Here is an 11,593-nt window from a genome sequence, read left to right on the forward strand (position 1 = left end):
ACCTGCACCACTTCGACGATCTGGACGCACGCGAACCAGAGCCGATCGCCGCGCGCGAAGTAGAACCTGAAGCGGAGCCCGATGCAGCGCCGGAACCAGTGCCGGAAGCGTCGACCGGCGGCTGGCCTGAATCCGCTTTCGAGCCGCTGCCGGAAGACGCGACCGAGACAACGTTCGAAGCATCGTCCGAGCCGACGTTCGAGCCAGCCTTCTCGACCACGCCGCGCAACGAAACCGCCCTGCACGCCATCGCCGCCGTCAGTACCGACGCGCGCGACGACGCCGAATCGCTCCCTGACGACGAACCGGAAGACGCGCCGTCCGCGGCAAAAAAAGACGCGGCAAGCAACCCGGAACTCGACCACGAAGAACTCGGCTTCGTCAAACGCGCCAACCGCAGCGAGAAATACGGACGCAGCGCGAAGCTGGCAATGGCCTTTGGCACGCCGCTGCTGCTGGCCGGTCTGCTGCTGCAAGGCGCGACCACCTTCCGCAACACCCTGGCCGCAAACTACCCGGAGCTGAAGCCAACCCTGACCGCCGCCTGCGGCATCCTCGGCTGCAAGGTCGAGCTGCCAACCCAGCTCGATATGCTCAGCATCGAACAAGGCGAGCTGCAAACCGTCGCCGACAATACCTTCAGCTTCAGTACCACCCTGCGCAATCAGGCGCGTACCGCGCAAGCCTGGCCGCATATCGAACTGGTCCTGAACGACAGCGCCGACAAGCCTGTGGTGCGCCGCGTCTTCGCCCCGCGCGATTACCTGGTCAACAAGGCCGACGCCGACAAAGGATTCAGCGCGCGCAGTGAACAAAGCGTTAAACTGTACTTCGAGCTGTCCCAGCTCAAGGCTTCCGGCTATCACATCGCCATTTTCTATCCTTAAAAACGACCATGACTAAAACTGCCCTGGTGTGTGGCTCTCTGGCCATCGACATCATCATGCAATACGAAGGCCGCTTCGGCGATACCCTGCTGGCCGACCAGCTGCACAAAGTGAACGTATCCTTCCTGGTGCCGACCATGCGCACCGAGTTTGGCGGCTGCTCCGGCAACATCGCCTACAACCTGAAGATGCTGGGCGGCGAGCCGCGCATCGTGGGTGTGCTGGGCCAGGATTGCGCTTCCTACCTGGAACGCTTCCAGAAACTGGGCCTGTCCACCGACAACATCCTGATCAAGAAGGATGCCTACAACGCGCAGTGCTTCGTCACCGCCGATTCGGACCACAACCAGATCAACGCCTTCCATCCTGGCGCCATGTCTTTCGCGCACGAGAACGACGTGGCCAAGGCTGGCGCGGCGCGCATCGCCATTATTTCGCCGGATGGCCACCTGGGCATGCTGAAGCACGCCGAGGACTTCGCCCGCCTGGAGATTCCTTTCATTTTCGATCCGGGTCAGCAGATGCCGATGTTCACGCCGGAACAGTTGATCGGCTTCATCGACAAAGCGTCTTATGTGACCTGCAACGATTACGAGATCGAACTGCTGATGGACCGCACTGGCCTGAGCATCCCGGACATCGCTTCGCGCCTGAAAGCGCTGATCGTGACGCGCGGCGAGAAAGGTTCGGAGATCTACACGGAAGGCAAGCGCATCGATATTCCGGCAGTACCGGTTGATGCAAGCGCGGATCTGGACCCTACCGGTTGTGGCGACGCCTACCGCGCAGGCCTGCTGTATGGCCTGACCAATGACCTGAGCTGGGAATCCACCGGCCGCCTGGCCAGCCTGCTCGGCGCCATCAAGATCGTGCACAAGGGCGCACAGAACCACGTGTTCACGCCGGCGTCCATCGCCGACCAGTTCGAAGCGGCCTTCGGTTACCGCTTCTAAAAAACGGCGGATCAATGATCCGCCCTACCTCACTAAACCAGGGGCGCAAAAGCAAGTGGCAGGCACATCGTGCCTGCCACCAGATTCACGCCCTGGGTTCTAAAAGCGCTAGCGCCCGAACAGCATTCCCAGCAGGATCTGCGCGATCTGCAGCAGGATCAACGCCACCAGCAGCGACAGGTCCAGATTCCCCACCAGCGGCACGACGCGGCGAATAGGCGTCAGCAGCGGCTCGTTCAGCGCGCGGATGAAGGGCGCCATCGGCGCATGCGGATTCACCCAGCTGAAGACCGCCTCAATCACCAGCAAAGCCATAAAGCCGTACAGAATCCATTCAAGGAAGCGGTGCAGCGCGACCAGGAACACGATTTCCGGCGTGGCGCCAAACAGGAACATCACCGAGGTCGCCAGCATCACGATCAGGAAGGCCCCGATCAGGCTGGCCCAGTCATAGCCGCCCATGCCCGGCACGATGCGGCGCAAAGGGCGCACCAGCCAGTCGGAAAGTTGAAAAGTGAACTGCGCCACCGACGATGGCGGCCGCACCCGGATGGCCTGCATCCAGAAGCGCAAGAGCAGCACACCGCCCAGCAGACCGGCGATGGCATTGACGATCAACATGACGATACTAAACACGCGTCCACTCCATAATAAAAAAACCGCTGTGCGATTGTCTCACACAGCGGCATTTTCGCCATCCGGCACTAAGCGCTAAGGCTTAGGAAGGACGGGTGCTGGTCGGGAACGGCCAGGCGGCTGCCGGGGCGATCACGGTCTTTGCTGCCGGAGCGGCTGCTGGTGCCGGAGCGGCTGCTGCCGGAGCCGGTGCTGCTGGCTTGGCGGCTTCCTTCTTCGGAGCGGCAGGCTTCTTCGGAGCGGCCTTCTTTGGCGCTGGTTTAGCCGCTGGTGCGGCAGCCGGTGCTACGGCTACTGGCGCAGCAGCTGGCTTAGCTGCTGGCTTAGCCGAGGCTTTTTTTGGGGCGGCCTTTTTAGCTGCAGGCTTGGCAGCTGGTTTTTTAGCGGCAGGCTTGGCAGCGGCTTTCTTCGCAGCTGGCTTGGCAGCTGGTTTAGCAGCGGCTTTCTTGGCAGCTGGCTTGGCAGCAGCTTTCTTCGCAGCTGGCTTAGCAGCGGCTTTCTTAGCGGCTGGCTTGGCAGCAGCTTTCTTGGCAGCTGGCTTGGCAGCAGCTTTCTTCGCAGCTGGCTTGGCAGCGGCTTTAGCTACGGTCTTCTTTGCTGCTGGCTTAGCGGCGGCTTTCTTGGCTGCTGGCTTAGCGGCGGCTTTCTTGGCTGCTGGCTTAGCTGCGGCTTTCTTAGCTACTGGCTTAGCTGCTGCTTTTTTAGCGACGGTCTTCTTCGCTGCTGGCTTAGCTGCGGCTTTCTTAGCTACTGGCTTAGCTGCTGCTTTCTTTGCTGCTGGTTTAGCTGCTGCTTTAGCGACGGTCTTCTTCGCTGCTGGCTTGGCGGCTGCCTTCTTCACTGCTGGTTTTGCTGCTGGCTTAGCTGCAGCTTTCTTAGCTACTGGCTTAGCTGCTGGCTTGGCGGCAGCTTTCTTAGCGGCTGGTTTAGCAGCTGGCTTGGCAGCGGCTTTCTTAGCGGCCGGCTTGGCGGCGGCCTTCTTTGCTGGAGCTGCTTTTGGAGCAGCTGCTTTCTTAACGACTTTCTTAGCGGCGGTAGCCATTTTTAGTTCTCCTATCTGGGATGGGAAAATTCACGCACAAGATGTAAACCCGTCCGGTCCTGCGGTGGACCAGGCGAATTATTCATCGGCACAAACCTGATTGCGGTTTGCGCTAATGAATTCGGTACCCAGCTGAACTGCTGCACCTCCTCACAAGTGCAGCGCTTCAGCCATCGAATCCGCCGCCTTGTGCTAAAGCGTCGGACTCAAAATCTTGTTCGAGATGTTTCGGGTCGGGCGTGTACTCAGCTCCATCACCCCATCATCGCGCCACGTTCCGTTTGTCAGCGTTAAAGAAAAAACCGCCCGATCCTGACCTAAGATCAGGCGAGCGGCTTCGCTGAAATCGGTGTGGACTTGTGCATACTTATGCGTTTGTGTATCCCATTTTTTTCGATTTTTGCGGTAACGACACACTCAAAAAAAGAGCGCTTGCAAATTCACGCAATTTCAAGTTCGTAAAGTACACGAAAACCTTACCGTTGCGCAACCAGCACGATTGATTTTCTCGCTCTTTTTTTGCATTGATCTGCGAGTTGGCGCACATTGAAGCACGCATTGCGCTCTGTTTTTGCCTAGCATCGGACCTTGCGCGAGGTCTTCGAGCTTTGCTTCGCTTTGCATACGTCCTTTATCTAAAGGCTGTATGCGAAGGTGGGGTGTTCACGTTGCGAGCATCGATGGACCGATGAAGGTCACCACGCATGTCCGCGATTTTTTTTCGTCGCGATTACGCTACATGGACCTCTGTAGCATGCCGATACGCGTTCATCTCTTCACTTTGATGGAGCGACTTCGGTGTCCCATCCCTTCAAGGCCCACTTCGGATTCGCGTAGTACATCCTGAACAGGCGACCGTACTCGCCGCGCGCTGCGACCGTGACGATGGCATCGCGCACGCGTTCGCGGTCGGTGCTGTCCAGGCTATTCAGACTCAGATACATGCCGGCAGCATGGGCGGGCATGCCGCGAATCGCAGTCACATTGATCCTGTCCTGCAGGTCGGAGGCCAGTGCCGCCTCAACGAAAACCGAAGGTGACATCAACACCGCATCGAAGCGGCGCACGGCCAGCATGCGCGCTGCCGTGTCGGGATCGGGAACCAGGGAGACGCGCTTCCTGACCACCGGATCGTTGATCAGCGCCATGTAGGCCGGGCCGAAGTTATAGCCGCGCACAGCACTCAAGGTAGTGGTGCCGGCGGCGAGATCGCTCATGGTGATCTGCTCCGGCATGCGCGCACCGGCCGACAACAGCATGGGACGAGTGTTATAGAGATGAATGAAGGTGGCGTAGCGGTCGCGCTCTTCGGTGCGGGTGCTGTTGTGGACCAGGTCCGCGTCGCCCCGCTCGAACAGGGCATGGGCGCGCATGCGCGGGACGATCACGTATTCGAAGCGGCAGCCCGATTGGCGCGCTACCAGCTCCAGGAAGTCGGGTACGATGCCACTGACCTGGCCCGATGACGACACCATCATCGAGCGCCCCATCGGACTGGCCGCAACCTTGACCGGCCGCGCGCAGCCCTCGGCAAGCGCGTCCGCCATGCCCGTCAGCGCCGTCACCGCCGCGACTACGGCCGCGACGCGCGCGCTCGCCATCCCATCCAGCATCCCATCCCCCTTTTTCTGGACAGGATAAGATGCTGGCCGCTTTGATGCAATACGCGGAGAAGGATCAGGCGGCGAGCTTGCGCAGCAGGCGCTCGGGATCGAGCAGGCAAATGGAACTGTTGTCGCCGCCCAGTTCGAGCACCTCGCTCGATTCGGACTGCAGGCCTTCCGCTTCGCCCTTGCGCATCAGGCTTGGGGTTGGATAGCGGTGGTTGTCGGCGACGGTGACGATGTCATTTACACCATCAACGATCAAGCCAAAGCGCTCGTCGCCGCGTTCGATGACCAGCACTTTGGACTGCGCGGCCGGACCGGAGGGCTGCATGCCGTACAGCACACGCAGGTCGACCAGGCTGACGAAATTGCCGCGCAAGTTGAGAACGCCTCTCAAGTAGTCCGGCACGCCGGGAGCGCGCGTGATGTCGCCGCTGCAGTCGATGATCTCGCGTACCTGGCGCAATTCGAGCGCGAACTTGTCGCCCACGGTGAAGGTGAGATAGACCTTGCGGCCGGCCGCCGCACGCGCGGCATTGTCCTTGCCGTCGTCAGGGAACAGGTTCTGGTGGCCCTGATGCAGCTCACCGATCTCGCAGCGCGAGAAAATGCCGTCGTGGTCGAGCAGGATCACATCGTCCTGCCCTGCCCGTGTCACGCAGCCGGCGAACATGCCGCTGCGCGCCTTGCTCAGCAACGGAATCGGCATCACGTCTTCGGTATGGAAATGGGCGATGCTTTCCACGGCATCGACCAGGAAGCCGATGGTGGCGTCGCCGATGCGGGCCACCAGCACGCGCTGATCGGGATGGGATTCACCGGAGGCGGCTCCGGCCAGGTTTGCAAAATCCACCACGGCGATCTGTTTGCCGCGGAACAGCATGCGCCCCAAACACAATTGACTATTCAGGACTGAGGATTGCAGCTCCGGCACCTGCACGATTTCCTGTATGGCCTTCATCTCCAGCGCGAAATGGGCGCCGGCGGCGCGGAAGGTGATCGCATGGCGCTTCTCGCCGACCGCGCGCAACTGGCGCTGGCGTCCCTGGCTGCCCGCCGCGCGCAGGGCCAGCACCTGGGGCACGTTCTCGATGCACACCAGACGCTCGACGTTCAGCACCTGCAACAGGCGGCGGCCCTGGTCGAGCAGGATGGTGCCCGCCACCACGCCCGCTTCCCCGGCATATTGCAGGGTGCTGCGCTGTTCAGGACGCACGCGCAGCACCTCGCCGATGCCGTGCACCAGCAACCCGACCAGCACATCCTGGTGCTCGATGATGGCGATTTTGTGGTGTGCCGCGCCCTTCGGCGCCGACGGATCGAATAGACGGGCCAGATTCACCACCGGGATCACGCTGCCGCGCAGCGTGAACATCCCTTCCAGGTAATGCGGCGCCAGCGGCACGGCCGTCATGCGTTCGGGGAAGTTGACCACCTCCCGGATGCACATGGCCGGCAGCGCAAATTCATCGCTGCCCAGCAGAAAGGAGCCGAACAGCTCCAGCGCAGGCGCCACGGTTCCGGCGGCGGGCGCCGCCACCACGCGCAGGGCGTCCATGCTTACACCACGAAGCCGGCGACGATCTTGTTCAGGTCCCCCGCACGCTGGTTCAGGTTTGCGGTGGAGGCGGCAATGCTGTCGCAACTGCCGGCCGACTGCTCGGCCGCTTCCGCGATGTGCTGGATCGCCGAACTCACTTCGCGCGCCGTCAGCAGCTGCTCATGCGCTTCGCTGGAAATCACGCCGATGGCCTGGCTGGTCTTGCCCACGCCCTGCACGATCTTGTCGAAGGCTTCGCTGGCCTGGCGCGAGATCTCGCTGCCGGTGTTCACGCGCTTGACCGACTCGTTGATGAGTTTCGAGATTTCCTTGGTCGCCTGCGAGGAGCGCTCGGCCAGCTTGCGCACTTCGTCCGCCACCACCGAGAAGCCCAGGCCATGCTCGCCCGCGCGCGCCGCTTCGATGGCGGCGTTGAAAGCCAGCATATTGGTCTGGTTGGCGATGTCGCTGATCACTTTGACGATCTCGCCGATGTCTTCCGAGGAACGATTGATCAGATCCATGGCTTCGATCGAACGCGCCACGGCCTTGGCGCCAGCTTCCGCTTCATCCTGGGTGCTCTTGGCCAGGTCGTTGGCGGCGGAGGTGTTGTTGGCAATAGCATCGATGGAACGGGTCAGGCCATCGACCGCTGCGTTCATTTCCTCCACCGTGGCGCCCAGGGCCTGGGTGCCGCTGGCCACCACGCTGGAACGGCTGGCGATSGATTCSGCATCGTCSGACAASGCSGTGGCRGACATCACCACCTGGCCGATCACGCCACGCAGATCGCCCATCATCTTGTCGATGCCGGCGGCGAGGTGGTCGAGCGGTTCATTGCCTTCGGTGCACAGGCGCGCGGTSAGGTCSCCTTTSGCGGCGCGCGCCACSGCRTCCAGCAGCGCKTCGATCTTGCGCGCRTCGGATTCGGCYTKGGCCTTGATGCTTTGCTCCAGYTTCACCTGYTCSGTGATGTCGATRGCGTACTTCACRATCTTGCARGGCTTGCCGTTCAGGTCAAGGATCGGATTGTAGGTGGCCTGAATCCAGATCTCCTTGCCGCCATTGCCCATGCGCTTGTAACGGCCGCTGTCGAACTCGCCGCGGTTGAGTTTTTGCCAGAAGCGCTTGTATTCCATGCTGTTGGCGTATTCGGGATCGCAGAACAGGCGGTGATGCTCGCCTTTGATGTCTTCCAGCGCATAACCCATGGCGTCGAGGAAGTTGTTATTGGCGGTCAGCACGTGACCATTCATGTCGAACTCAATCACGGCTTGCGCCTTGTCGATGGCGCTGATTTTGCCTTGATCTTCCGCGCTGCGCAGTTTGCTGGCCGTGATGTCGGTCGCGAATTTGATGACTTTGTAAGGCTTGCCCTCGGCGTCGAATACGGGGTTGTAGGAAGCGTTAATCCAGATCTCGCGGCCGCCCTTGCCGACGCGCTTGTAATCGCCCTGATCGAAATGGCCGGTGCGCAGGCGCTCCCAGAACTGGCGATAGGCTTCGCTCGACGCCAGCGCCGGTTCACAAAACATCGAGTGGTGTTTCCCCTGCACTTCTTCCAGCGTATAGCCGACCGCGCTCAGGAAATTTTCATTGGCATGCAGGATGGTGCCATCGAGCTGGAATTCGATGAGTGCCTGCACTCGGTTGAGTGCTGTGTTGATTGCTTGCAGTTCGAGTTCTTGCAGTTGCTGTTCCTGCACGACCGGGCTGTTCATGAGGCACTCCTTTTTTTTGCGGACTTGGCTGAAGTAGGTAGGAAATTTCCTAGAGGGAATCTTCAGTATAGACAGGGAGCCCTTCTGAATCCTCACCGATTCTCACCTTTCATCGAAAAGATTTGAAGTAGTAAACAAGCTGCTAAGAATACGTTGCCACGCGGCCACATAAAAACTAAGCCTCCCGAAGGAGGCCTTAGTGACTATTACTTAGCGAGCGTAAAGCGGCGGAAACGATGACGCGCATGTTCTTCGTTATGCAGTGCCAGCGAAGACTTGATCAAGTCGCTACGACTGATCACACCGGCAAGTTCGCGGCTTGTCGCATCAGCAACCACCGGCAAACGTTCAAGTCCGTGCACCGCCAGACGCACAGCAACCGTGCGGCAGGTTTCCCCACGCAGCGCGACCACTGGGGCGTTCACGCCATACAGTTCGCGCACATGCACGGCATTGGGCGCTTGCTCCATCGCAGCGCGGTCCAGCATGCCGAGCACTGCGCCCTGATGCGTAACGGGATAAGCGCGGTGCTTCTGATTGGCGCCGAAGTGCGATTGCAGGACATCGGCAATCAGCGCGTCGGCATCGATCGACATCGCAGTGGCAGTCATCACCTCTTCCACGCTGTGGCGTTCCAGCGGATCGATGCCGTACTCGCGGTAGATATGGTGGCCGCGGCGTGCGATCTTCTCGGTCAGGATCGAGCGGTGCATGGTGATCACGGTGAAGCCGTAGGCGATCACCGATGCCATCAGCACCGGCAGCAGCGCGTTGGCGTCGTGCGTCAGCTCGTAAGCAAAGACGGTCGCCATGATCGGGGCGCGCATCATGCCGCCCAGAGTTGCAGCCATGAAGACCAGCGGCCACACGGCAGGCGACCCGCCCGGCAGATAAGGCCCCAGCACTGCGCCCAGGCCTGCGCCCAGCATCAGCAAGGGGGCCAGCACGCCGCCCGATGTGCCGGAGCCCAGCGCGATCAGCCACATGATGGCCTTGGCCAGCAGCAGGCTTGCCACCACGCTGGCCGCCAGATGGTTCTGCAGCAGGTCGCCGATCACGTCGTAACCAACGCCCAGTGCGCGCGGCTGGAAATAACCGCCGACGCCAATTGCAATGGCGCCCAGCGCCGGCCACCACATCCAGTGGATCGGCAGCTTGTGGAACCAGTCTTCAACGCGGTACAGGGCGGTCGACAGGATCAGGGCCAGCACGCCGCACAGCAGGCCGGCGATCACGCAAGGCAGGAAGCCCAGCGGTTGCAGGGCTGCGCTCTGCTGCGGGAACAGCGGCCCCGCGTCCAGAATCAGCGGACGCAGGAAGCCCGCCACCGCGCAGGCAATCGCCACCGGCAGCAGGCTGCGTGGACGCAGTTCAAACAGCAGCAGCTCAACCGCCAGGAGCACCGCAGCGATGGGCGTACCGAACACCGCGGTCATGCCGGCTACCGCGCCCGCCACCAGCAGGGTCTTGCGCTCGGCATCGCTCAGGTGGAAGTGCTGGGCGATCAGCGAACCGACTGCGCCGCCCGTCATGATGATCGGGCCTTCCGCACCGAACGGATCGCCGCTGCCGATGGCAATTGCGGACGCCAGCGGCTTCAGCACCGCGACCTTGGGCGACATGGCGCTACGCTTGAACAGGATGGCTTCAATCGCTTCCGGAATGCCGTGGCCGCGGATCTGTTCCGAACCGTAGCGGGCGATCAGGCCGATGATGATGGAACCGATAATCGGCACCGCAATCACCCAGGCGCCCAGCGTATGGTTGGCGGGCGAATGCGGCTCGGCCGACAGCGTCTGGAAGAAGAACAGGTTGGTGAAGAAGGAGATGGCGTGCAGCAGCAGCCAGGCCGTGCCGGTGCTCAGCACGCCGATCACGGCCGCAATGGCGCCGATCGGCAAAAGCCGTGCGTCGCCGCTGAAGTCGCTGCGTGGGTCGTAGGGTTTCATAGCTTCGAAGGGAGGTTGGGAATCGTAAACACACCGGCCAGCGATTGCAGCTCGGCACGGTGCATCGCCGCCAGGCGGGACAGTACGTCCTCGCCGGCCGGCAGTAGATGCACTTCGACACGGCGGCGATCCAGATCGTTCGGCCTGCGCTGCACTAGCCCGGCCGCCTCGCAGCGCGTCAGCAGCGCGACCACGCCATGCTGCTGCGCCTGCAGGCGCTCCGCCAGCTCGCCTACCGTGGCCCAGTCGCGGCCGGGGTAGCCTTTGATGTGCAGCAGCAGCAGGTATTGCAGCGGCGTGATGCCCTCCGCATGCGCCGCATTTTCTGAAAAGCGCTCGAAGCGCCGCATCTGGTATCGGAATTCCGACAGCGCCGTGAAGTCGGCCTTGCTTAATGAAGATGATGTCATTGGCGAAATTTTATATCATGTTGTGACATAATTAGCCGCACATCATACCACGCTTCAATTGCATTTGGGCGAGCCTCCGCTAAGCTGAAGAGGCTTCATTTCAGGAGAGATCATGAAAATACTGATGGTACTTACCTCCCACGATCAGCTAGGGAACACAGGCAAGAAGACGGGTTTCTGGCTGGAGGAGTTCGCAGCGCCCTACTATGTATTCAAGGATGCCGGCGTGGACGTCTCGGTGGCATCGCCGAAAGGCGGACAGCCGCCGCTCGATCCCAAAAGCGATGAGCCTGATTTCCAGACCGAAGCAGGCGAGCGTTTCAAGAAAGATCCGGCCTCCCAGCACGTCCTGGCAAACAGCCGGCGCCTGTCGGAAATGTCCGAGAAGGACTTCGACGCCATTTTCTATCCGGGCGGACATGGCCCTTTGTGGGATCTGACCAATGACAAGGATTCGATCGGCCTGATCGAACGGACCTACGCGGCCGGCAAGCCCKTCGCCATGGTATGCCACGCTCCCGGCGCGCTGCGCTTTGTGAAAGGGCCGGACGGCCAGCCATTAGTGAAGGGAAAGAAGGTCACCGGCTTCACCAATACCGAAGAGGAAGCGGTGCAGCTCACCAAGATCGTTCCCTACCTCGTTGAGGATGTTCTGAAAGAGAACGGCGGCATTTTCTCCAAGGCTGCCGACTGGCAACCGTATGTGCTGGTCGATGGCCATCTGGTCACCGGCCAGAACCCGGCCTCCTCTACCGCCGGCGCAAAGAAACTGCTGGAAGTTTTACGCAGCTGAAACGCATAAAAAAAACCCGCCGGAAAGGCGGGTTTTTTGTGGGTGAGGCTGAGAT

10 protein-coding genes are annotated in these 11,593 nt (G+C 61.0%); 4 read left to right on the forward strand and 6 right to left on the reverse strand.

Annotated elements, in window-relative coordinates; genetic code table 11:
- Together AB4Z11_RS09450 and AB4Z11_RS09455 are read left to right on the forward strand one after the other, a co-directional pair.
- On the forward strand, nt 1–887 hold an 887-nt coding region (locus AB4Z11_RS09450), incomplete at its 5' end, for a DUF3426 domain-containing protein (RefSeq protein ID WP_442024743.1).
- Between the two features lie 8 nt (nt 888–895).
- Nucleotides 896–1,840, forward strand: coding sequence for a carbohydrate kinase family protein (locus AB4Z11_RS09455; protein ID WP_442024745.1), 945 nt, complete (start codon nt 896–898; stop codon nt 1,838–1,840).
- A gap of 108 nt (nt 1,841–1,948) precedes the next feature.
- Here the strand turns inward: AB4Z11_RS09455 and AB4Z11_RS09460 are convergent, their stop codons facing one another.
- Complete coding sequence (locus AB4Z11_RS09460) at nt 1,949–2,461, reverse strand: YggT family protein (RefSeq protein ID WP_442024761.1); 513 nt, start codon at nt 2,459–2,461, stop codon at nt 1,949–1,951.
- Between the two features lie 215 nt (nt 2,462–2,676).
- Between AB4Z11_RS09460 and AB4Z11_RS09465 the strand changes: the two genes are divergently transcribed.
- Nucleotides 2,677–3,618, forward strand: a complete 942-nt coding sequence (locus AB4Z11_RS09465) for a hypothetical protein (RefSeq protein WP_442024747.1) — start codon at nt 2,677–2,679, stop codon at nt 3,616–3,618.
- Between the two features lie 676 nt (nt 3,619–4,294).
- Here AB4Z11_RS09465 and AB4Z11_RS09470 read toward each other — a convergent pair.
- The 5 genes from AB4Z11_RS09470 to AB4Z11_RS09490 form a co-directional block, all read right to left on the reverse strand.
- Nucleotides 4,295–5,131 carry a substrate-binding periplasmic protein gene (locus tag AB4Z11_RS09470; protein WP_442024749.1) on the reverse strand — a complete coding sequence of 279 codons (837 nt, stop codon included), beginning with the start codon at nt 5,129–5,131 and terminating at the stop codon, nt 4,295–4,297.
- A 64-nt stretch (nt 5,132–5,195) separates the two neighbouring features.
- Nucleotides 5,196–6,683 carry a chemotaxis protein CheW gene (locus AB4Z11_RS09475; RefSeq protein WP_442024751.1) on the reverse strand — a complete coding sequence of 496 codons (1,488 nt, stop codon included), beginning with the start codon at nt 6,681–6,683 and terminating at the stop codon, nt 5,196–5,198.
- A gap of 2 nt (nt 6,684–6,685) precedes the next feature.
- On the reverse strand, nt 6,686–8,386 hold the full coding sequence (locus AB4Z11_RS09480; protein ID WP_442024753.1) for a methyl-accepting chemotaxis protein: 1,701 nt from the start codon (nt 8,384–8,386) through the stop codon (nt 6,686–6,688).
- A gap of 206 nt (nt 8,387–8,592) precedes the next feature.
- On the reverse strand, nt 8,593–10,335 hold the full coding sequence (locus tag AB4Z11_RS09485) for a chloride channel protein (RefSeq protein ID WP_442024755.1): 1,743 nt from the start codon (nt 10,333–10,335) through the stop codon (nt 8,593–8,595).
- Nucleotides 10,332–10,745 carry a MarR family winged helix-turn-helix transcriptional regulator gene (locus AB4Z11_RS09490; RefSeq protein WP_442024757.1) on the reverse strand — a complete coding sequence of 138 codons (414 nt, stop codon included), beginning with the start codon at nt 10,743–10,745 and terminating at the stop codon, nt 10,332–10,334. Before AB4Z11_RS09490 ends, AB4Z11_RS09485 begins: the two co-directional genes overlap by 4 nt.
- Nucleotides 10,746–10,857: 112 nt before the next feature.
- On the opposite strand from AB4Z11_RS09490, the gene AB4Z11_RS09495 reads away from it, so the two are divergent.
- Nucleotides 10,858–11,538: a type 1 glutamine amidotransferase domain-containing protein gene (locus tag AB4Z11_RS09495; RefSeq protein WP_442024759.1), complete on the forward strand. Its 681-nt coding sequence runs from the start codon at nt 10,858–10,860 to the stop codon at nt 11,536–11,538.
- The last annotated feature ends 55 nt before the right edge of the window (nt 11,539–11,593 follow it).

It is taken from the genome of Pseudoduganella sp. RAF53_2, assembly GCF_052113985.1.
In the GTDB taxonomy this organism is placed as follows: Bacteria; Pseudomonadota; Gammaproteobacteria; order Burkholderiales; family Burkholderiaceae_D; genus Rugamonas.

What these genes read in the sequence shown, in the direction of transcription:
- AB4Z11_RS09455 (WP_442024745.1), top strand. Translation starts at nt 896, where the DNA reads ATGACTAAAACTGCCCTGGTGTGTGGCTCTCTGGCCATCGACATCATC.
- AB4Z11_RS09460 (WP_442024761.1), bottom strand. Translation starts at nt 2,461, where the DNA reads ATGTTGATCGTCAATGCCATCGCCGGTCTGCTGGGCGGTGTGCTGCTC.
- AB4Z11_RS09470 (WP_442024749.1), bottom strand. Translation starts at nt 5,131, where the DNA reads ATGCTGGATGGGATGGCGAGCGCGCGCGTCGCGGCCGTAGTCGCGGCG.
- AB4Z11_RS09475 (WP_442024751.1), bottom strand. Translation starts at nt 6,683, where the DNA reads ATGGACGCCCTGCGCGTGGTGGCGGCGCCCGCCGCCGGAACCGTGGCG.
- AB4Z11_RS09485 (WP_442024755.1), bottom strand. Translation starts at nt 10,335, where the DNA reads ATGAAACCCTACGACCCACGCAGCGACTTCAGCGGCGACGCACGGCTT.
- AB4Z11_RS09490 (WP_442024757.1), bottom strand. Translation starts at nt 10,745, where the DNA reads ATGACATCATCTTCATTAAGCAAGGCCGACTTCACGGCGCTGTCGGAA.